At 38.6% G+C, this 21,972-nt stretch carries 16 protein-coding genes and 1 other annotated feature; of the genes, 14 read left to right on the top strand and 2 right to left on the bottom strand.

What is annotated here, in order from left to right; all coding sequences use genetic code 11:
• The 4 genes from ACTFWY_RS14715 to ACTFWY_RS14700 all read left to right on the top strand — a co-directional run.
• On the top strand, positions 1 to 521 hold a 521-nt coding region (locus ACTFWY_RS14715), incomplete at its 5' end, for a MucBP domain-containing protein (protein ID WP_439948508.1).
• A 994-nt stretch (positions 522 to 1,515) separates the two neighbouring features.
• The gene (locus tag ACTFWY_RS14710; protein ID WP_117474721.1) at positions 1,516 to 2,130 is read left to right on the top strand and encodes a CatB-related O-acetyltransferase; all 615 of its coding nucleotides are present in this window, start codon (positions 1,516 to 1,518) and stop codon (positions 2,128 to 2,130) included.
• Positions 2,131 to 2,739: 609 nt separating this feature from the next.
• On the top strand, positions 2,740 to 4,260 hold the full coding sequence (locus ACTFWY_RS14705; protein ID WP_029486314.1) for a helix-turn-helix domain-containing protein: 1,521 nt from the start codon (positions 2,740 to 2,742) through the stop codon (positions 4,258 to 4,260).
• Between the two features lie 640 nt (positions 4,261 to 4,900).
• The gene (locus tag ACTFWY_RS14700) at positions 4,901 to 7,564 is read left to right on the top strand and encodes a mucin-binding protein (RefSeq protein WP_439926868.1); all 2,664 of its coding nucleotides are present in this window, start codon (positions 4,901 to 4,903) and stop codon (positions 7,562 to 7,564) included.
• Positions 7,565 to 7,832: 268 nt separating this feature from the next.
• On the opposite strand, the gene ACTFWY_RS14695 is transcribed toward ACTFWY_RS14700, so the two are convergent.
• Together ACTFWY_RS14695 and ACTFWY_RS14690 are read right to left on the bottom strand one after the other, a co-directional pair.
• Positions 7,833 to 9,482, bottom strand: coding sequence for an ATP-binding cassette domain-containing protein (locus ACTFWY_RS14695; RefSeq protein ID WP_137264615.1), 1,650 nt, complete (start codon positions 9,480 to 9,482; stop codon positions 7,833 to 7,835).
• Between the two features lie 569 nt (positions 9,483 to 10,051).
• Positions 10,052 to 10,387: a hypothetical protein gene (locus tag ACTFWY_RS14690; protein ID WP_003128211.1), complete on the bottom strand. Its 336-nt coding sequence runs from the start codon at positions 10,385 to 10,387 to the stop codon at positions 10,052 to 10,054.
• Positions 10,388 to 10,921: 534 nt separating this feature from the next.
• Between ACTFWY_RS14690 and ACTFWY_RS14685 the strand changes: the two genes are divergently transcribed.
• From ACTFWY_RS14685 to ACTFWY_RS14640, 10 genes are all read left to right on the top strand, one after another.
• Positions 10,922 to 12,298 (top strand): PTS transporter subunit EIIC, encoded by a 1,377-nt coding sequence (locus ACTFWY_RS14685; protein ID WP_137264614.1) that lies wholly within the window; start codon positions 10,922 to 10,924, stop codon positions 12,296 to 12,298.
• 26 nt (positions 12,299 to 12,324) lie between these two features.
• Complete coding sequence (locus ACTFWY_RS14680) at positions 12,325 to 13,392, top strand: ADP-ribosylglycohydrolase family protein (protein ID WP_029486318.1); 1,068 nt, start codon at positions 12,325 to 12,327, stop codon at positions 13,390 to 13,392.
• Positions 13,349 to 14,068, top strand: coding sequence for a GntR family transcriptional regulator (locus ACTFWY_RS14675; RefSeq protein ID WP_227760792.1), 720 nt, complete (start codon positions 13,349 to 13,351; stop codon positions 14,066 to 14,068). The genes ACTFWY_RS14680 and ACTFWY_RS14675 overlap by 44 nt, the downstream gene beginning before the upstream one ends.
• A 169-nt stretch (positions 14,069 to 14,237) precedes the next feature.
• Positions 14,238 to 14,471 (top strand) — a binding site (T-box leader).
• Between the two features lie 264 nt (positions 14,472 to 14,735).
• Entirely contained in the window at positions 14,736 to 15,380 is a 645-nt protein-coding gene (locus ACTFWY_RS14670; RefSeq protein WP_003128216.1) for an amino acid ABC transporter permease, read from the top strand.
• Between the two features lie 13 nt (positions 15,381 to 15,393).
• On the top strand, positions 15,394 to 16,026 hold the full coding sequence (locus ACTFWY_RS14665; protein WP_003128217.1) for an amino acid ABC transporter ATP-binding protein: 633 nt from the start codon (positions 15,394 to 15,396) through the stop codon (positions 16,024 to 16,026).
• A 12-nt stretch (positions 16,027 to 16,038) separates the two neighbouring features.
• On the top strand, positions 16,039 to 16,842 hold the full coding sequence (locus ACTFWY_RS14660; RefSeq protein WP_003128218.1) for an amino acid ABC transporter substrate-binding protein: 804 nt from the start codon (positions 16,039 to 16,041) through the stop codon (positions 16,840 to 16,842).
• A gap of 295 nt (positions 16,843 to 17,137) precedes the next feature.
• Positions 17,138 to 19,534: a DNA translocase FtsK gene (locus tag ACTFWY_RS14655; protein WP_439926872.1), complete on the top strand. Its 2,397-nt coding sequence runs from the start codon at positions 17,138 to 17,140 to the stop codon at positions 19,532 to 19,534.
• Positions 19,535 to 19,588: 54 nt separating this feature from the next.
• Positions 19,589 to 20,290, top strand: a complete 702-nt coding sequence (locus ACTFWY_RS14650; protein ID WP_003128220.1) for a GntR family transcriptional regulator — start codon at positions 19,589 to 19,591, stop codon at positions 20,288 to 20,290.
• Positions 20,291 to 20,360: 70 nt separating this feature from the next.
• Entirely contained in the window at positions 20,361 to 21,158 is a 798-nt protein-coding gene (gene proC, locus ACTFWY_RS14645; RefSeq protein WP_029486320.1) for a pyrroline-5-carboxylate reductase, read from the top strand.
• Between the two features lie 57 nt (positions 21,159 to 21,215).
• Positions 21,216 to 21,893: an HAD family hydrolase gene (locus ACTFWY_RS14640; RefSeq protein WP_029486321.1), complete on the top strand. Its 678-nt coding sequence runs from the start codon at positions 21,216 to 21,218 to the stop codon at positions 21,891 to 21,893.
• Positions 21,894 to 21,972 lie beyond the last annotated feature (79 nt).

The raw sequence follows: 21,972 nt of genomic DNA, 5'->3' as shown, positions 1-21,972 counted from the left end.
GAAATCAATTAGCAGAGCCAACTGTCTTAAGTGGAAAAGTCGGGTTACCATATGCCAGTGAAGCCAAAGAGATTCCTGGTTGGTATGTAGTAGAGACGCCAGATAATGCCTATGGAATTTTCAGTGAGGCAGCGCAAGAAGTGGTCTACGTGTATGATCGCTCAGATGCGGCACCAGTTACGGTCCGATATGAAGATACAGACGGCAACGAATTAAGCGACCCAACGATTTTGAATGGCAAAGTCGGGTTACCATATGCCAGTGAAGCCAAAGAGATTCCTGGTTGGTATGTAGTAGAGACGCCAGATAATGCTTCTGGAATTTTCAGTGAAGAAGCGCAGGAAGTGGTGTATGTCTATAGTGTTCTTCATAAAAATAATGAAAAAGAGAATGATTCTAGAGGGACTTTGCCAGCTACGGGAGAAGAAACGTTGGGACAATCAATGTTGGTGATTTTAGGAACCCTACTAATTCTCTTATCGTATAGAATCAGTAAACGAAAAAAGAACCTATCAAATTAAGTGTATTATTTATAGTAAGAACATGAATAAAGTGTCTGGATATCATTTTTTCTGGACACTTTATTTTTTTAGTATATATTTATTTATAATCATGTTTTTTGAGATACAAATTGAGGAAATTATACTAAGAATCGATGAGAAAATCTTTCATTAAGTCAAAATATGAAAGCAAAAGGTAGTGATTAAATTTAAGAAGGAGTGAGGGTGCATGAGTTATAGTTGGATCTATTATGGACGAAAGGTGCGAAGAGTCGCTTTGTTTTCGATTAAGCTGATTGACTTTTTTCTACTGTATCTTGCTATTGGTAAACAAATTTATCTATCGTTTGGGCTGTTTATTCTGTTCACTTTGTGTTGGGCGGTCGGTTCAGGAGTGGCATTGATTAGAAGAAAAGTTAGACAAGATGATATTAAAGATAGACCAAAATCAGAAGCCTATCTTCATCCAAACCATGATCGTCGAGAAAATCTTATGTTATTCGCATGCATAGTACTATTAGTAGTCGAGCTATATATTGTCTCCTTGCCTGTTCCGTTATAGTCATGAAAAGACTGATTTTTTGCCCAATTTGCCCAATAGTTTTTAGTGGTTAGTTCTTTGTAACGTTCAAAAAAAGAATCGTATATAGTTTCTGGAGAACACAAATGAATAAAAAGGATCCTGTCTTTTTTATTTAAATATCCTTGTTTTATTTTAACTGTTGGTGTAAGTTTTTTTATGAGTATACAATAGCTATAATTTATTTGATTTAAATTGTGGTAAGCACATTGATTTTGAAGTGTCCCGTATTCGTAGCAGTTGAATGAAATACCATGTTAGTAGCGGTTTTTTCTTCAGCTGCTTACTATTTCAAGTACTATTATTTAGATATATTCATTACGTACATAAATTGAGAAGAGGTAAAAAAATGAAAAAGTGCATTGTAGTATGTGAAATAGTCAAACGTTAACACACCAAAAGGAGAAGAATATTATGACTACTTCATGAAATAAAATTTACCCAAGAACCAATGATACACAAACGATCTATCTAAAGAATGCCATCACTAACCCAAATATTAGCGTTGGAGAATACACGATTTATAATGATTTTGTAAATGATCCACGCGAGTTTGAAAGGAATAATGTGCTGTATCAATACCCAATCAATCATGACAAATTGATTATTGGCAAATTTTGTTCCATTGCTTGTGGATCAAAGTTTCTGTTTAATGCTGCAAACCACTCATTATCAAGCGTTCCAACGTATACATTTCCGCTATTTTTTGAAGAGTGGGGTCTTGATAAAGCCGATGTGGCTGCTGCATGGGACAATAAAGGCGATATTGTGATTGGCAATGATGTCTGGATCGGGTATGAGTCACTGATCCTGGCAGGCGTAACGATTGGAGACGGCGCCATTATAGGTACTAGAGCTGTAGTCACGAAAGATGTACCGCCATATACCATTGTAGGAGGCGTTCCTGCGAAACCAATCAGAAAAAGATTTAATGATGAAACGATTCAGTATTTACAAAAGGTCCGTTGGTGGGACTGGCCGGAAGAAAAAATAAAAGCGAACCTTGGGCATCTCATGTCTGGGTCCGTTAGTCAATTATCAAAGAAATGAGTAATAGAACTTTAACCAATGTATCTAGAGAATTTCTTACTGATGATACGAGGATACTCAGATAATTCGTTAATAAGTTATCCTAAAACTGTTTTATGAACATCAAAGTGTATTCATTAGCTTTGATGTTTTTTGTATAAAAGCCTAATTTTCAGTTCAAACAATAAAGTACCTAAGAAATAACAGCTTTCTGGACACTTCATTTTTGTTTTGTATTTGAATGTTTGCTAGTTTGACTGTATCATCTAGTCATTCAATTTTTCTTTAGTAAAAATCACTTTTATGTTAAAAAATGGCACTTGTATCATACAGTAATGTTCTAGATGAAAATCCTATAGAATATATCTTTTTTCATATTCAATCATTGAAAAGTTACTGATTAAGACACTGGATTGTAACGCAGCATTGAAGGAAGTTGATTATGCAGATCAATAGGAGGAGAAAGAGAAAGGACACTTATGAGACAAAATGAAATAGGCTGGCTATTTAAGTAGAAATTTAAATAATTATCAAAAAAATCAAAAACATTATGGATTAATGCACAATCAATGATATTAGAAGGTAGAAGAGGTATAATTTATTTAAAGTAAGAGGTTAAGAGGTGAGGGCATGTATAAGTTTCTTTTAACTAAATTAGATCAAGATGTCTATGAAGTATTTGCTTATTTTTTTGAAAATGCTGAGGAATATGAAAGTATAAGCGACTTGGCAAATAAATTAAGTGTTTCGAAAAGAAGAATTGTTTTAGTTATTGACCGTGCACTGGATTTGAGAGAACGGTATCCCTTTTATGATATCGAAATAATTGACGGAAGAACCATTTCACTTCGATTTGCCTCAAATTTTTTACTTTCTAAGTTATATTCTGTCATGTTAGAAGAAAGCATGCCTTTTCAAATATTGGACCGATTATTCAGAGAGAAATATTTATCCTTGGAGAATACAGCGCAACAGCATTTTGTGAGTAATCGCACGGTTCAAAGAAAACTCAAGGAGATCATGGATATCCTTGAAAATTATAATATTTCGTTGAATTTAAAGAGGAAGCCGTTATTTGTAGGAGAAGAATATCGTATTAGGCATTTTTTTCATATCATGTATTGGCAAATTTTGGATGGCTCAAATGTACGTTATTTTGGCCTGACTCAAAAAAGTATTACTGGTTTCAAAGAAAGACTCGCGATGTATCCAAGTTGTTACCGAGGAATCGATCAAGAAAAGTTTATCCAATTACTGGCTTTAAGTCTCTATCGTTTAAAGAGAGGATTTGCTTTGAAAGAAATTCCACCGGGAATGACAGAAACATGCCATCTCACTATTCCTTTTGAGCAATTCAAAAAGGAGCTTATAATGCCCCTCTTAAGAGATAATTATTTGTTAAATGAAACTTCAGAAAATGAGTATATCTTCTTGTATTATATGTTTTCAGTAATGACCACCTATTTACCTGATGAGATCCCTACAGAGTTGACGATGACAAATCATTTTTCAGAAGAGAGCTTACAAGCCGCTAAACTTTTTTCGGAAACAGCGAAACAAGCTTTTCTTGTTCCTGATAGTGCTACAACGTATCTTTTTGTCAATGCATTGAACATCCATTCAACCTCTCTCATGTTTGCTTCTAAAAATAAGATTGATGCTTTTGGAAAAACAACAACAGACAAAGATTATCGAAGAGTATTCCCTAAACTATTTCCACTGGTTCAAGAGATGTACCAATCGTTATCAGAACAATCATCGATTTTTAGTACGCTGTATGTCTCAAATAACCGCCTGCTTTTTCAGTACAGTATGCTTCTTTCGATTGTAGCTAGAATTGATCGGTCAACTGTGCGGGTTTTTCATGAATCAAAATTTGGAAAAATTCAGGAAATTAGGCAAAAAGAGCGATTAAAACGATGGTTTGGATATACTCTTTCTTTTGTATCAGAAAAGCCGGATTTTGTCGTGATGGATTATCCTGTCGATCGTCAATACTTTATTAATCAAAATCGCGAAGTACGTTTCTTTAAATGGAATAGTTTCCCCACCGGAGATCGCTGGCTTGAATTAGTCGAGGCGATCGAAAAGTTCCAAAATGAGTCTATTAATGAGTCTATTCAAGAAACAGGGACAAATACCTCACTATAGAATCATTACAGATAACGTTAGATATCCGTATCTGCTAGTGACGATCTTTTTCGAATTGGCAGTATCAACAGCTAAGGTGTGAACTTGACTAAATCAAATGTTCAAGATCAACAAGCGAATACTTAGCAGACCCAAAACACGTGGCTGCAAGTATGACTGCTTATCCATTTTTATGACTGCAATATAAGTGACAGTGAAAACAACTCTAAACGATATTTTTGATGCAATGCTGCGCAAGTGGGCAAGTCCTTTTATCGTTGAGACAGTTGATTTGCTCAAACGCTTGTATTGCGGTTTTTTTGTCTTTTCTCTAAGTGAATGATTAGGAATAAAAAGAGATCTTCCATGTTCAAAATCTTTTCGCATAATCCGTTGAAATACTGATATGAATGTGATTATTTTCTTTTTTGTCATAATTTCCAAAGGATTTTAATTATTTTTTTTAAACAGGACGAATCTTGTCTTTTTTAGAGCAGATGTTGTCGTGTTCGCTACTCAGAGCCATGTGATAATACATACTTAAGGAATGAGGACAACAGGAGTATTAAAATATGTCTGAAGTAGTTGTCAGTTGACAGCTTTTTTGCATTGGATAGAACGAGACTGTGTTCATTCACTTAGATAGAAAGAAGGAAAAATAATGAGAAGATCGAAGAAGCAAGAAATCGTATCACGTATTCTTGTCAGTTCCTCTGTATTTATATTAGGCAGCCCGATTTTTACACAAGCACTTTTTAGTATTCCTGCATCAGCTGCATCAATTAGCACTACAGCAGCAGAAGAAACAACGAATAGTTCAGCAGCAGAAGAAACAATGCTTACTGCGGGGGAGTTGTTGCCTGAACAGCAAGAAGTAGAAAAAGTAGTCGAGGAAACTGTAGGAACAGAGTCAGAAGCAATAGAATCTGAAGAGCAAGCGACAGCAGAAGAATTTGCAGCAACTAAAACGGAATCTGAAGAAGATGCAGAGAAAAATAGTTCAGAAGCGTCGACAGACAGTACAGCAGCAACTGAAGAAAAGAAGGCTGCTCTTGCAGACAATATCCTTTGGAGTGGAATGTGGGGGACTGCTCCAGCAACCCTTGATATTGAGGGAGTTCTAACTGTAGGAGAAGGCACGCTTACTACAACGGTAGATCAAGTGATTCCAATAGCAGAAGTTTCATCAAACATGACTATTAGAAAAGTAGTTCTCACTGCCCCTGTTGTTCTTCCAGCAGATGTTCCTGGACTATTTGAAAGCACTGGCCATTATGGAAAAGTGCCTTCAGAGTTGGATGAAATCGTGAATCTACATTTGCTTGATACAAGTCAAGCCACAACAATGAACAGCATGTTTTATGGCTTTAGAGGGACTAGTTTAGATTTATCAAATTTTGATAGTACCAATGTAATCAAAGCCTTAGGGGCTGGAATGAATCAATTTCTAGCAAATGCACGATATCTAAAAGAAATACGACTAGGGGAAAAATTCAGCTTTGTCGGCTGGAACAATTGGCCAGGTAATGAGTACCCAGTTAATTTGACAAATCCAAGTGGAATGATTGGATTTAGTTCAAGCTATTATACCGGTTATTGGCAAAATGTTGGATCAGGTACGATAGACGCTCCTTATGGTGATCAGGTATTCCTGTCTAAGGAACTGGTATTGAATTATGATGGAGCGACTATGGCTGATACCTATGTATGGCAGCCAAGGTATATTGAAGGGGCACCAATCACAGTGAATTATATCGATGAAGAGGGGAAAGAATTACTTCCTCCAAGTATAATGACTGGTGGCAATATAGGCGATTCATATACGATTACTCCGAAAGATATCCCTGGATATATCTTGAAAGAAGTGCAAGGTGATGAGACAGGAATCGTTAGCAAAAATCCCCAAACAGTCACGTATGTTTACAGCCCTAAAATAGAAACGAGAGAGGAAAGTAAAATAATCGCACGGATAATCCATTATTTGTATGAAGACGGATCAGAAGCCGCGCCGGATCATGTGGATACAATAGAATTTATACGAACAGTCACCATTAATGAAGCAACCGGTGAAACCTCCTATGGTGATTGGGAAGCCAAAGACAATGACACCACTTTTGATGCGGTGGTCAGTCCAGAAATAGCCAACTACACGCCAGATAAAAAAGGTGTGGCAGAAATGGTTGACTTGACAGCAGAATCGAAAGACAGCGAAGTAACGGTTACTTACAAGGCAAACATGGTGGAATCAACCGAGACCAAAGAAGTGCAACAAACGATCCATTATCTGTATGAAGACGGTACAGAAGCCGCCCCAGACAAGGTGGATACAGTCACTTTCACCCGAACAGTCACCACCAATGAAGCCACAGAGGAAACAACGTATGGTGAGTGGCAAGCCAAAGACGATGACACAACCTTTGATGCGGTGACTAGTCCAGAAATTGAGCACTACACTGCAGATAAGCCAACTGTTGAAGAAGTCACTGGTTTAACGCCAGAGTCAAAAGACAGCGAAGTAGGCCAAGATGAGCAAATAAAGATCAATCGCTGTCTAGATATGCCAGTTTTTAAATACATTCGGCATAGTTATTTTTCAAAAAAATATATTTGTTCATCAGATGAAGCGACAATCGTCACCTATTTTATCTGCTTATTTTTAATTACAGTTGGTGGGATCCCCTATGAGGAAATTCGACTAGGATTATATACTAGCAAAAATCCCGTCTTTGAGATAACCGATGAAATAATGGCCGCGATCCAGTCGATTTATAAACTAAAGTCAAATTCAACCATTAAATCCAGTGTCTTTTCTCTCATCGCCCAAGTTTATTATTTTCATGGGGTCAATTATTCGATCGATAAAGTCACTTTGAATTATTACCATAACTTGTTTAACAATTCGTTTAGAAATCAGTTTGTCTTAGACATAATAGAAAATATTATTGAACCGACTAAATTGTTCAACCACACGAAATTAAAGTATTTGAAAAAAAGATTAGTGTTCTTAATTTACATGCTGTCTCCTAAAGAGGAGTATCAAGTGAGAATAGCGGTCTTAAATATGGGCTCTAATATTTTGGCAGATACCTCTATTTACTTATTAGAAAATGAGTTGAAAGGGAAACAAGACGTTGTTCTCCTACCCTATACAAGTGATGAACCGTTTGATTTATTGATCTCTAATGCCTACCTTCCCGCATTAGGGAACAATTACAGTCAGTTCTATCAAGTAACGGCAATCGGCGCAGATTTAGAGATAAAGAAAATTTTTACTATTATCGATCAAATAGCCTATTCCAAGTATCGTTCTTTTGTTATTAAGTAATAGTTACTGTAGAAGACGTAGGATGGATGCAGCGAATGCGAGAACTAAAGAAAGGCTTAGAGTAACGGTGATTGTAAAGTGTCGCGCTCTATAACTAATTTAATAGCAGAATATTTTGTTAACATAGAGTAAGAAGAATTTTTTAATCTGATGAAATTTTATTAGTTAGTAGGAAGTCAATAACCCTCAAACGTTCTTTGTCATTAGTAGTATGACAAAGAACATTTTACTAGGTTCAGTTCTTTTTCTAACAAGTTCAAGGAGGGACTCATAAAGACAAGCGAATAAAGGGATCGTTTTGTTTTTTGAGGGGTAAAGCATCTAAGTGAATCAGCTCGTCAAAAGAGTCTAGAAAATCAGGACTAGTTGAATGAGTAACTACGATAATTATCTTATCATTGAAAGAGTTGATCAAATCTTTGATAATCAGCTCATTTCCACTATCAAGCCCAGAAGTCGGTTCATCCAATAGAATGATATCGGAATTTTTAAAGACAGCGCGAGCGATTTCGATTCTCCTTAATTCCCCTCCTGAAAGAAAATTTATCCATTTGTTTTCTTGGTCTTCTAATAATTTCTCGTAGTTAAAGCGATTGGCCAAGCCACTCTTATTTAATGCATCAACAACTCTTTCAAGTTCAAAATCATTAAAAACAGAGAGATTAGAAGCAATACTGGTCTGAAAAATAGCGGTCTTTTGTTGGACAAGTGAGACTTTTTGATACAAGGAATCTCTAGAAATTTGATTCATCTCTTGTTCATTGATAAATAGTTGACGGTCACCGACAGAATAAATGCCTGCTAAAATATTCAATAGCGTGGATTTACCGCTGCCACTCGCACCTGTAATTGCATACTTTTTCCCTCTTTCAAATTGATAGCTTAATTCATTGATTAATGTACGGGTACCATAACTATAGCTTAAGTTAGCAATCGACAAAGTTGTGATGGGACTTTCAAGAATGATTGATCGAGTCATTTCATCATCATCTGTACTATCGATAAAAGATATAAGATCATCAGCGACTTTCTTACTGGATAAAATATCGGTAATCGAGGTGCTGAAATATTCCAATGGACCGGCAATCTTACTCATTAAGGTAGTCATAGCAATGAGGTTAGGAAGGGTTATTATTTTTGCTGCAACAAAAAAACCACCAATAATCCACGTTCCAGAGTAGGCAAGGTCGCCAAGACCAAAAGAAATCGCGTAGGTAAGTCCTTGTAACGATTCAAAATGAATATTTTGCTTTTTCAGTCGCTCGCTACTTTCAGAAAAACGTGTAGCATATTTCGGGAATCCTCTGCCTACTCTTAGTGTCAGATAGCCAGAAAGAAGTTGTTCAAATAAACTGAGTGTATGATCTTGTGCCTCGACCGCCGCTTTACGACGAGTTCCAAGAATTTTTTTGGCAAAATAAGGAGCTAACAAGGGGCTAAAGGCTAGCAATAGCATGACAATTGAAAAGGAAGCACTAAGTCTTAAAGAGAAAAGAAGTGAAAAAATAAAGGTAAAGATGCTTAAAACCAATCCAAATCCAGGTTTCAAAAATTCTTGCTCAATAACTTTTATTTCATTGGCTAGCTTTGAAAGGTAATAATTTTTTTCGCTTTTTAAAAACTTTTCTGGATCCATTCGGACTATCTTTTGCGAGAGGCCGACTCTCAGCTGATCCGTTATTGAGTGGACCAAGATAGATTTACTGCGTCTGGGGACAAAGTCGCTCATGGTGTTTAATAAGATATAAAAGAAGGCGAATAAGCCAACAACCATAAGCTTTTGTATATTTCCTGACATAGCAACTTCTGTGATAAGGCTATAAACAAGTGCAACGCCAACCTGAATAAGCGCAGCGATTGCGCAAATAATCACATGCGTAACAAGCAGTTTTTTATTTTTTAGTACTATCTTTTTCATTTTCTCCCTCCTTAAGTAAACTATAACATAGTGATTTGATACATATATAGTGCAAAAAGATACTATTTTTTTGATTGTGGAGCATCATGGTAGGCTTACCATACAATCAAAGAAGAGTTATGGAAAAAATTTAGGATTGGTGTTAAACCTTCAGTTGCTATACTAGATTTAAGTGCAGTAACATCTGTTATAGGGGGGGAGCATCAGAAATAGAACAACATAATCGTACGTCATTACTTGATATTGAAGAAATGCATACAATATAGTTCGAAAAACAATAAATGTAATTTTTTGAAAGTGTTACGTTTGGATTAAAAGCAGATAGAACGATAACTAACGAATAAAGAAAAAGCTATCTAGTTTTATGCTCTTCATTCTCCCCGTTATGAATATTGATAAGATATCAAATAATCAGTGTTCTTATTAGTAGAGACCTATCTAGGCGCTTAGATCAATTATTACTTGCTTTATTTTAGATAGGACGAAAGATAAATAATACATAACGACACCTCTTCTCATATTCATAAGTATGAGAGGGGTGTCGTTATTGTTACAAGCAGAAAAACTGTTCAAATTCCGCCTAAATTTAGGGCGTTCAGAATTGTTTTTCTGATAACTGTAGTATTTCCGGAAACCATATCTTTAAAAGAAACAGCAATGCCTTGTTTTTTTATTTCTTCGCTTAGATAGTTTGAATCCATATCATTAAAAACAAGTAAATCTGCAGCAGGAATATCATTACTTGAAATATCATAACTAATAAATTGAGTCTCAATTTCTGCTGGTAAGAGTGTCTTGATTTTTTCTTGAAATGATTTTGCTTGTCTAAGATTCATTGTTGTGCTGTAACCGAATGGTGCCATACCCCGAACATTGATAGAAAAAATCCAACAGATTTTTTTCATTGCTAAAACTCCTTTTTAAAAAGTGTATCATCTAATAAAGGGTAACTCAATAAATTCTCAAATTCATCCTTTTATTTTTAGATTTGACGAGAGAGTCTTCCTTGGGTGTCTGATACAAACTCATTAATTTATAATAAAATTAGAAATGAGATAGTTGAATAATAGATATACTTGATAAATTTTTCTAAATGAAACTACTTTGGTGGACTTTATACATCTTCTTACAGTTCAAAGTTTTATAGTTAATGTTTACTTTGATTAAAACAGATTATAATATGATTAGAATAAGACGTCTTAGAACAGAGATCACAGGGAGTTTCTTTCTATCCTCTTTTTAGCTAAAGTGTTAAAAAATAGTTTCAATAGAACGTGTTCAAAAAAGCTAAATCTTGAAAGCAGATTTATGAGTGATAAATAAATCTTTGGATATATTTCTTTTGTAATCGTTTACACTCGAGGGCGTTAGGGGTATATTTTAGATGTTGATATGACGTCATAACGACTTGCTAATTCATTATAGAAAGGGGATTTATCATGAAAAATGAAAGGTTAGCCCAGCAGATTCTAGAGTATCTAGGCGGAACAGAAAATATTGAGTCAATTACTCACTGTGCAACAAGATTACGCCCAAGTCTGAAGAAACGTGAGTTAGTTCAAAGTGAAAAAATAGAATTATTGGATGGTGTGACAGGAGTAGTCAATAAAGATTCCGGGTATCAAATAATTATTGGAACGAATGTAGGGGAAGTTTATGAAGACTTCTTAAAAGTATTGAATAGAGAAAATAATGAGACGACCAATGAAAAAAATTCTAAAGTCCAGACAAAAAAGAGCTTAATAAATGAGTTTGTTCAACTCGTAGTGAGTATTTTCTCGCCTTTATTACCTTTATTAGCCGGATCGGGTCTTCTTCGAGGATTTACAATTCTTGCAAATGAGGTCGGAATTTTATCTACGGATAGCTCGACAAATTTGATGTTGACACTTGCTGCAACATCTGTCTTCTACTTCTTACCGTTACTAGTTTCGGTAACTGCAGCAAACCGATTTAAAACGAGTCCTTATATTGCCATTGCAGTCGCTGGTGCATTGATTATGCCAGACTTTATTAATTTGATCCAAGGGGACGGGGGCAATACGATTTCTTTCTTTGGTTTACCAGTTCCAGTCTTTAACTACACTTCGCAGATTCTGCCCGCAATTTTTACAACATGGGTACAATCGAAAATGGAACATTTCATGAAAAAAACAATTCCGAATAGTTTGCATATGATTTTGATACCAACCGTTCTTTTGTTTGTGTTAGTGCCTGTAACTGCCAGTATTTTTGGTCCCTTAGGTAACTATATTAGTATTGGTATTGCTGGATTTGTAAATTATTTAGCAAGAATCAATCAGATTATTACAGGGGCAATTACAGGTGGCATTTGGAATATTTTGATCATGTTTGGTGTTCATTGGGCACCAAATACCATGGTTATTATTCCGGAAATCGCTAGCACAGGTCACTCACCATTCATTGCGTATGGCGCAACTGCAAACTTTGGGATGGCAGGAGCAGCATTTGCAGTTTTCTTACGATCAAAAAATACCAAATTAAGGAACTTTTCTTTGACTGCAATTACTTCTGTCTTTTTGTCTGGAATTGTAGAGCCTGCTATTTACGGTCTAGGAGTAAAATTTAAAACACCGTTGATTGCTGGCTGTCTTGGTGCTGCAATGGGTGGAGCTTTTATGGGTGCATTTAATGTTATTGGTAACGCCTTTGTATTTGGAGGATTAACCACCATTCCAGCTTTTGCGGGTCCTACACTTTGGGCGTACATTGTGGGTTTGGTGATTGCATTTTTTGGTGGAATGATCCTAACAATCATTTTAGGTATAAAAGACCCAGAAGCTGAAATGAAATAAAGAATAAGAGAATGGAGATAGTTTATATGAGTTTACAAATAAAAATTCAAGGTACATTGGGGGCAGCAGCTATTGCAGATGCTATGGGAGCTGCAACAGAAAATCTTACTTTTGATCAAATTAGAACAAAGTTCAATGGCAAAGTTTCTACCTTTTTAAAACCAGAGGAAGGTGCTTTTGCATTAGGGAATGAAGCTGGACAAGTCACAGATGATTTTTCGCAAATTTATACGTTGTGTCACAGTATTATAGAAAATAGAGGAGTAATTGATTCTGAAACAGTGAAGACAGCCATCTTGAAATGGTCAGAAAATACATGGTACTTCGATCGATTTGCAGGTCCAACTACGCGAAGTGCGATTGCAATGTATAAAAATCCTGATCAAAAAATGGCGCCTTTACCGGGAGCTATGGCTGTAGACTATGCTTCAAAAGCTACGAACGGAGCTGCAATGAAAATCGCACCTGCAGGGATATTAAACCCAGGAGATATTGAAAAAGCTATTCAAGAAGCGTTGATTATAACGCAAGTAACTCATGATAATGCACTGGCTATTTCTGGAGCAGCTGCAGTTGCGGCAGCAGTGTCAGCCTCTTTGTGTGACCATGCAACTGTGGACCAATTAGTAGCAATAGGGATTTATGGCGCTTGTCGGGGAGAAGAATTAGGCAAAGTTTATTCCCGAGAAGTTGGCGGTCCCAGCGTTGTTGAACGCATGAAACTAGCGTATACTATAGTTAATGAATCTGGTACCCATGAAGAAAAACTACAGCGACTAGCTCAAATCATCGGTAGTGGGCTCCATATCTCAGAAGCAGTTCCGTGTGCGTTTGGAATTATCGCCCTAAACAAACAAGATCCTTTTAATGCGATCATAGATGCAGTGAATGTAGGATACGACACTGATACGATTGCGACAATTGTAGGATCCATGGTTGGGGCATTGATTGATCCAGATGATGAACGTTTTACGCCACTGTTTCGTGATGTTCAATCAGCGAATAGCTACGATTTAACTAGTTTGGCTGAATCTTTAGCAAATGTGGTGAATGAAAATGATAAGTCCAAAGGTAAAATATCTCTCGATTTATGAAGAGCTGAAAAAAGAAATCAATGAAGGAAAATATCCAGTTGGGCAACCTTTTTTGACTGAACCGGAACTTCAAGAAAAATACGGAGTAAGCCGTATTACAGTTCGTCATGCCTTGCAACTTTTAGTAGATGAAGGTTTTATCAAAAGAATTCATGGTGTAGGTACAATTGTACTCAGTACGAAAGAATTACTGCAATTACAAACCCTTCTAAGTTTTTCGGAAGAAAATAAACTGCAGTCCAATCATTCAGAGTTAATTTCTTTAAATACATCTTTGGAAGCAAATGAGGTGTTGTGTAGTAAGTTAGATTTGCCAAAAGGAGCGGAGGTCAGCAAACACGAACGCCTTCGCTACGTGGATGATCAATGTATTGGATTTCAACGAGTATATTGTCCATCATACATTGATCTAAAAGAAAAAGATCTTGCTGACAAACATGCATCACTTTATCAAATTATGCGTAGTCAAGGTTTTATAGTAACAACAGCACAAGAAACCATTGAGTCAGTTGTGTCTGATGAAGAACTCTCCAACTTATTAAAAATTGAAATGAATACACCACTTTTATATGTCGAGCGTCTGACTAAAGACCACAAAAATCGCTTAGTTGAATATGCTGAAATTTATTATCGTGGGGACCGCTATCGCTATCATGTTCAACTGAAAGTACCATAGAGGGAATACAAAGTTGTACTGATCATTACGAAGTCTAAAATGCATTTAGGGCGGATAGAATGTTTCTATTCGTCTCTTATTTTGTGAAAATGAATTTTCCGATCAACAAACTGAAAAAAAGTATTTGACTTTTTTTCAGTTTGCGTATAAAGTAATAAACAACTTAATGAAACAGACATCGAAAAGAAGAGTAGCAAGGTTTCTTCGTTTTAAGAGAGTCTCTGGCTGGTGAGAAGAGACAACAAGGACTTGTGAACCACATCTTGGAGTCGTTTTTCTGAATCGAGTAGGAAAGACCGGGAGTGCCCGTTATAGCAGCAGTCATTGTTTGATGACTTTCTGAGATCAGTTGCTGTGAAGCACTGATAAACAAAGGTGGAACCGCGTTGATAACGTCCTTTAGCTGTAATGGCTAAAGGACTTTTTTTATTTAATGGCGGTATCAGCAAATCCATCAACTGACTGCATGAGGTTTTTTCTGTGAAGGAAAAACAAATTGAGGTGGAACCACGTATTAAACGTCCTCTGGCATTAGGCCGGAGGGCGTTTTTTGTTGGGCGCCTTTCATTTTAATGATTTTAATCAAGTGGAAACACGGCAAGATGGTGCTTGGTGATTGTAAATCAAGCAAGCAGTCATTGCCGCAAAATCAAGGAGGCAAAAAGAAATGATCGATTATTTAGTAAGTGTGATGCCGCAACTGCTTTCTGGGGCAGGGATCACAATCAAATTGTTTGGATTAACGTTAATAGGATCGATTCCATTAGGGATCATCTTGGCTTTTATTCTTGCTAGTCGACTACGGATCTTGAAAGCAATCGTGCAAGTGTATGTCTGGCTGATGCGAGGAACGCCTTTACTGTTACAACTGATCTTTGTGTTTTATGGTCTGCCGATCCTGAACATTGTCTTTGATCGGTTTGAAGCAGCACTGATTGCCTTTATTATCAATTATGCCGCTTATTATGCCGAGATTTTTCGGGGAGGGATCCAATCAATCCCTGCAGGGCAATACGAAGCAGCAAAAGTTCTGCGCCTAGCACCTTTACAGACGATTCGCAAGATTATCATTCCGCAAGTAGTCAAGATCACGCTTCCTTCAGTAGGGAACGAAGTGATCAATTTAGTAAAAGATACTTCGCTTGTCTATATTTTAGGTTTGTCAGATGTTATGCGTATCGGTAAAATCGCAATGGAACGAGACAGCACGTTGGTACCATTACTGGGCGTTGCGCTGATTTACTTAATGATGACTGGTATTTTTACACTGATTTTGAAACAGTTAGAAACAAAACTCGATTATTACCGTTAGGAGGCGTAGGAACATGTTAGAACTGAGACAAGTATCAAAAGCATTTGGCGACAAGCAGGTTATCGATCGCTTAGACCTGACAATTGAAGAAGGCAGCATCCTAGCGGTAGTCGGACCTTCTGGCGGTGGAAAAACAACCCTGCTGCGTACCCTGGCTGGATTGGAGACCATCGATTCAGGAACTTTTTTACTAGATGGACAACCTTTTGATCCCACGGATACGAAAAAACAAGAACAAGTAGTCGGTGTCGTTTTTCAAGACTTTCAGCTATTTCCGCATTTGTCGGTATTCGATAACATCACACTGGCACCAAAAATGGTATTGAAACATGACAAAGCTAGCTATACCGAAAAAGCTGTTGCTTTGGCTAAACAGTTGGGATTATCTGAACTTTTAACGCAATATCCTTACCAACTTTCAGGAGGGCAACGCCAACGGGTAGCGATTGCGCGGGCGATGGCGATGGATCCGAAAGTATTGGCGTATGATGAACCTACGAGTGCATTAGATCCAGGTCTGCGCCAGCAAGTCGAAAAACTGATCTTAGATTTGAAAAAAGAGGGCGTTACTCAGATCGTGGTTACCCATGATTTGGTTTTTGCAAAAAATATTGCCGATCAATTATTAGAAGTTGAAGGGAACTAAGGAGGAAGAAAAATGAAAAAAATTGGATTAACGTTGTTAGCCGGAGCCAGCTTATTACTTTTTGCTGCATGTGGCAACAGTAGCGAGAAAGCAGAAAGTGCTGCAGACAAAGAGGAAGTCATCGTTGGGTTGGACGATACCTTTGTACCGATGGGCTTTCAAGATGACCAAGGGGACATCGTTGGTTTCGATGTTGACCTAGCAAAAGCCGTTTTTGATTTAACAGGAACCAAAGTCAAATTCCAAGCAATCGACTGGTCGATGAAAGAAACAGAATTAGATAATGGTACAATCGATATGATTTGGAATGGCTACACAAAAACAGAAGCCCGGGAAAAGAAAGTATTATTCAGCGATACTTATATGGAAAACAAGCAGGTTCTAGTAACTGCCAAAGACAGCAACATCACTTCATTTGATGCAATGAAAGACAAAGTTCTAGGGGCACAAGAAGGATCCTCTGGCTATGATACCTTCAACAATCAACCAGAAGTATTGAAAGACATTGTCGCCGATAATGAAGCAACTTTATATGCTAGTTTCAACGAAGCGTTTATCGATTTGGAAAATGGTCGGATCGATGGTCTTTTGATCGATCGGGTCTACGCGGAGTACTATTTGACTCAGACGAAAAAAGCGGACGATTACAATGTTATTGAAAGTCCCTTCAAAGCCGAAAATTTTGCAGTAGGAGTACGAAAAGACGATCAAGCATTGGCGGATAAAATCAATGAGGGATTAAAGAAACTGCAAGAAAATGGCACATTTGCTGAGATTTCCGAAAAATGGTTTGGAGAAGATGTTTCTCCTGAATAAATGAAAAACGATTGACGGCGACATAAGCCACAACAAAAACGATCACAGTAGCTACCTGGCATGAAGCGATTGATGAACAGGTGCAAGGTAGCTTAACTGTAGTCTTACTAAAGAGATTTTTAAGAAGCATTTCTTGTCTTTTCTCCTTTAGATCGTCTTTGTTTGATGGATTTATGGAGCGGTCTTTTTTTCATTAGTGGGATCTTTTATTTCTAGTAGTAAACTTTCTGACAGGAAAACTTTTGTTCGCCTTCTTTTTTCGTTATAATAGGTAGAGACGAAAAGAGGGATAAGAATGGCGCAAAAAAAACGCGCGAAGAAACGCAAAACAAAAAAACAACAAAAACAACAAGAGAAACTGATTCTAGTCGGCATCGGCTTGCTTTTCATCTTGTTTTCGATCTTTGGTTTTTTCCACTTAGGCTTTTTAGGAACGCTGATCGCTAACGGCTTTCGTATCATTGGAGGCAATACGTATCAAGTGCTTTGTCTCGCATTGGCCGTTTACGGGGGATGGTTGGCAATCAAGACCACAGAAGCTCGTTTTACGAGTTTACGTCGAGTGGTTGGCTGTGTGCTGATCTATTTGGGGATCTTAGTGATCCTGCATGCGCATTTATTCAATAATGTCATGAATGAATCGCCGAATGTCTTGCAGACGACTTGGTCGACATTGCTGGATGATATTCGCCGCAGTCAAGTTTCACAAAATGTGGGAGGAGGCATGGTCGGCGCATTCTTCTATCGCGGAACCTATTTCCTTGTATCCCAGATCGGCAGTTACATTTTAGCTGTCTTGATGATCATGATCGGGGGCTTTTTGTTCAGTAAGATGAGCAGTCACGAGTTGTTGGAGCATCTGCAGCACGCTGGTGAAAAGGTTCAGCAATGGTTGGAAGGATCACCTGAAAAACAAGCAGCCCGCGAAGAACGAAAAGCGCAAAAAGCTGCTGAAAAAGCAGCGAAAAAAGAAGCAGAGCGTTCTGCTGTTTTGGCTGAGATCAAAGAAAAGAATCAAGTCCGTCCCTTCACGGAAGAAGAGCGAGCAGCCCAATCAGAACCAGATTTGTCGGAAATCGAACCAGAGCAGTTAAGTTTTGTGCCAATCGATCATTTTCAAGAATTGCCCAAAACACCGCCAGCTGCATCATCCTCTCCGGCTTCGGCACAGGAGAAAAAAGAAAGCGTTGAAGAAATGGAAGATGATGGCGAAGTATTGGAATTTGAAATTTCCGAAGAAGCAGAAAATCGCGACTATGAGTTGCCGTCCGCTGAATTGTTGGACTCGATCCCTGCAACCGATCAAAGCAGCGAGTACAAAAAAATCGAACAAAACATTGGTGTTTTAGAAAAGACTTTCCAAAGCTTTGGCGTCGATGCCAAGGTGGTAAAAGCTAGTTTAGGACCAGCAGTAACTAAATTTGAAGTACAGCCAGCAGTCGGAGTCAAAGTCAGCAAAATCGTTGGCTTAACAGATGACATCGCACTGGCACTAGCTGCTAAAGATGTACGGATGGAAGCACCGATTCCTGGGAAATCACTGATTGGGATCGAGGTGCCTAACAGTGCTGTCAGCATGGTTTCCTTCCGAGAGGTGATTGAAGCACAGCCGGATCATCCCGATAAGTTGTTAGAAGTCCCTTTGGGTAGAGATATTTCTGGCCGTGTCCAAACGGCCGATCTAACGAAAATGCCTCACTTACTGATTGCAGGATCTACTGGTAGTGGGAAATCCGTTGCAATCAACGGTATCATCACAAGTATTTTGATGCGGGCAAAACCCCACGAAGTCAAATTGATGATGATCGATCCGAAAATGGTTGAATTGAATGTCTATAATGGCATTCCTCATCTATTGACTCCGGTAGTGACGAACCCTCGGAAAGCAGCGCAAGCGTTGCAAAAAGTGGTTAAAGAGATGGAAGAACGGTATGAGAAGTTCGCTGCGACAGGAGTTAGAAATATCACAGGATACAATGAACTAGTGATCAATAAAAATTTAGAAGATGGTGAAAACCGACCAATCTTGCCATTCATCGTTGTCATTGTTGATGAATTGGCTGACTTGATGATGGTCGCAAGTAATGAAGTAGAAGATGCGATCATTCGTCTAGCTCAAATGGCGCGGGCTGCAGGGATCCATATGATCTTGGCGACACAACGTCCTAGTGTGGATGTCATCACAGGAATCATCAAAGCCAACGTACCTTCAAGAATGGCGTTCGCCGTTTCCAGCGGGGTCGATTCCCGGACAATCATTGACAGCAACGGCGCGGAAAAACTTCTTGGACGAGGCGATATGTTGTACTTGCCTATGGGTGAGAATAAACCAATCCGGGTGCAAGGAGCCTTTATCTCAGACCACGAAGTAGAACGGGTCGTGTCGTTTGTTACCGAGCAGCAGGGAGCGAATTACGAAGAGAAAATGATGGTTACCGAAGAAGATACGGCAAGTACCAGCAGTGGTCAACCACAGGATGAACTATTTGATGATGCCAAAGCATTGGTGATCGAAATGCAGACGGCAAGTGTCTCTTTATTACAACGCCGCTTTCGGATTGGCTACAATCGGGCAGCCCGTCTTGTTGACGAATTGGAAGACCAAGGGGTCGTAGGTCCTTCAGAAGGCAGTAAGCCTCGGAAGGTGCTGGTCGAAGCAGCAGCCGAAGAAGTGCCGGGTTTTGATGAGTAACGTGCAAGTCCTCTTTTTGAGAGAGAATCAATGACTGGAAAGGCGAGGAAAGAAATGAAGCGTAAACATATTTTATATCGTGATGTGGCAGATAAAATCAAAGAAGACATCATGTCCGGACACTATCCTGTTGGTTCTTTTCTACCGACAGAAACCGAATTAGAAGCAGCCTTCAATGTGAGTAAAATCACGGTACGCAAAGCAATCGAGCTATTAGCAGCAGATGAATATGTCGAAAAGCGCAGTGGACGCGGGACCACGGTTTTAAGTAATCGACCTTATAACAAGTTGTCTAAAGGGACAACTTTCAGCCAGTTATTAGAAAAAACCGGCAAAGAATATACCAAGAAAAATCTTGATTTTAACCTAGTCGAGCTCGCAGAAGATCATCCAGCTTCTGCTTTGATGGGCAGAGAAGTCATGCGTTTGCGGCGCATGTACTATTTTGACCATCAACCATTTATTTATTATGAATATCATTTGCCCAAATTGTTAAAAGGCCTTGCCATGGAAGAATTGGAAGAAAAATCACTGTACCGTATTTTAGATGAACATCGGATGGTGATCGATACCTTTGAAGATTCATTTGCAGGACTGACGTTGAATGAGGAACAACAAAAATTTCTGATCACACCAGAGATTTCCGCTTTAAAGCGCGTCCGTCGCTCTTATGATCTGCATGGAGAAGTGGTAGAATATACAGAGGGCATCTATAATACAGCATTGCATCCTTATGTGATCGAGTTTGAAGCCTAATCTCTTGATTAGGCTTTTTTTACAAGAAACAGCGAACATAGGATCATAAATGTTAGAAGGAGTGAGTGTTATGAAAACCATCGCCTTTATCGGGGCCGGAAATATGGCAAAAGCAATTATCAAAGGATTGATCCAATCGGAACTATATCAACCAAAGGAAATTTTAGTCTACAATCATCGGTATGAACCGACACTTAAACAGTTGGAACAAGATTTAGGGATCACCCCTACATTAGAACTTTCTGAAGCCGCAGCTGCTTCCATTTTGATTTTAGCTGTCAAACCGTTTGTGTTTCCTAAATTATTGGAGGATCTAAAAGCGCAATTAAATGAACAACAGTTAGTTGTATCGATCGCAGCAGGCGTTACGATTGCGCAGATGGAAGAAGTTTTGGGTCAGCGCAAGATCGTTCGAGTGATGCCGAATACTCCGGCACTAGTCGGAGAAGGGATGACGTCTATCAGTAACAATCCGCATGTGACCGTAGAGGAAGTTGCAGAAATCCAAAAATTATTTGAAAGCATGGGAAAAGCAGCTCAAGTGCCTGAATCCATGATCGATGCTGTGATTGGGGTCAGCGGTTCTTCCCCAGCATATACCTATCTGTTCATTGAAGCATTGGCCGATGGCGCAGTCGCCGAAGGAATGACCCGCCAAATGGCCTATGAATTTGCTGCTCAGGCAGTTTTAGGCGCTGCGAAGATGGTGCTGGAGACCAAAGAACATCCTGGTGTATTGAAAGACAATGTCAGTTCTCCTGGTGGTACGACCATTCAAGCCGTAAAAACACTGGAAGAAAATGGCTTTCGTGCTGCGGTGATGAAGGCTGTTCATGCAGCTGCCGAAAAGAATCGTCAAATGTCTTGATTAAAATACTTATATTGAAACTGCTTGAGTATGAAGGAGAGAAGGAGTAAAGAGTCTATGAAAGAATTATTGATTTTTGATTTGGACGGATTGCTGCTAGATACGGAAAGAGTCTATCATGAAGGCTGGTTGGCACTTTTTGAAAAGTACCATCTACCGATCACATCAGCAGATATCGTTGCTTGGCGTGGGCAAAGTTGGCAACAGACAGCAACCTTACTAGCGAAAAAAGTTGGTGGTCTTCAACGTGTGGAGGAACTTCGGCAAGAACGAGAAGGGTACATTGAAGACCAATTGCTCAATGGAAACTTGCAGCCAAAACCATTTGCTCGTGAGACATTGGCTCTGGCACGAGAAAAAGGGTTAAAGACAGCATTAGCCACTTCTTCGATGGCTTTTCGAGGTGAAAAACTACTGGATCATTTTGAATTGCAGAATGCATTTGATTTCAAGACATTTGGTGACGATGTCCCAGCACACAAACCAGATCCGGCTCCCTATTTGCTGACATTGAAAAAAGCAGCACGAACCTCTGAATCAGCTTTAGTTATGGAAGACTCATTGCCAGGAGCTACCGCGGCAACTCGGGCAGGAATTCAAGTGGTGTTGATACCGGATCAAAGTTTCACTCACCATTTTTCAGCTGATGAAAAAGCAGGTTTGAACCTTTATGCCGAAACGACTTCTCTTGAGTACGTTTATCAACTATTGGCCACTGAGCAGTTGACAAACTAGAACAGGCACCATTGATCGTATCAAGGGAAACGGTCAATGGTGCTTTTTTTATGATTGCTTTTAGCAAACAAATTGTTCG

Source organism: Enterococcus sp. 125944 (genome assembly GCF_051909435.1).
Lineage (GTDB): Bacteria > Bacillota > Bacilli > Lactobacillales > Enterococcaceae > Enterococcus_D > Enterococcus_D gallinarum.
This window is presented reverse-complemented; position numbering and strand designations above follow the sequence as displayed.

Coding starts and splice junctions, on each gene's coding strand:
- ACTFWY_RS14640 (WP_029486321.1), top strand. CDS start 21,216: ATGAAAGAATTATTGATTTTTGATTTGGACGGATTGCTGCTAGATACG.
- ACTFWY_RS14655 (WP_439926872.1), top strand. CDS start 17,138: ATGGCGCAAAAAAAACGCGCGAAGAAACGCAAAACAAAAAAACAACAA.
- ACTFWY_RS14670 (WP_003128216.1), top strand. CDS start 14,736: ATGATCGATTATTTAGTAAGTGTGATGCCGCAACTGCTTTCTGGGGCA.
- ACTFWY_RS14690 (WP_003128211.1), bottom strand. CDS start 10,387: ATGAAAAAAATCTGTTGGATTTTTTCTATCAATGTTCGGGGTATGGCA.
- proC (WP_029486320.1), top strand. CDS start 20,361: ATGAAAACCATCGCCTTTATCGGGGCCGGAAATATGGCAAAAGCAATT.
- ACTFWY_RS14680 (WP_029486318.1), top strand. CDS start 12,325: ATGAGTTTACAAATAAAAATTCAAGGTACATTGGGGGCAGCAGCTATT.
- ACTFWY_RS14685 (WP_137264614.1), top strand. CDS start 10,922: ATGAAAAATGAAAGGTTAGCCCAGCAGATTCTAGAGTATCTAGGCGGA.
- ACTFWY_RS14660 (WP_003128218.1), top strand. CDS start 16,039: ATGAAAAAAATTGGATTAACGTTGTTAGCCGGAGCCAGCTTATTACTT.
- ACTFWY_RS14705 (WP_029486314.1), top strand. CDS start 2,740: ATGTATAAGTTTCTTTTAACTAAATTAGATCAAGATGTCTATGAAGTA.
- ACTFWY_RS14675 (WP_227760792.1), top strand. CDS start 13,349: ATGAAAATGATAAGTCCAAAGGTAAAATATCTCTCGATTTATGAAGAG.
- ACTFWY_RS14665 (WP_003128217.1), top strand. CDS start 15,394: ATGTTAGAACTGAGACAAGTATCAAAAGCATTTGGCGACAAGCAGGTT.
- ACTFWY_RS14695 (WP_137264615.1), bottom strand. CDS start 9,482: ATGAAAAAGATAGTACTAAAAAATAAAAAACTGCTTGTTACGCATGTG.
- ACTFWY_RS14700 (WP_439926868.1), top strand. CDS start 4,901: ATGAGAAGATCGAAGAAGCAAGAAATCGTATCACGTATTCTTGTCAGT.
- ACTFWY_RS14650 (WP_003128220.1), top strand. CDS start 19,589: ATGAAGCGTAAACATATTTTATATCGTGATGTGGCAGATAAAATCAAA.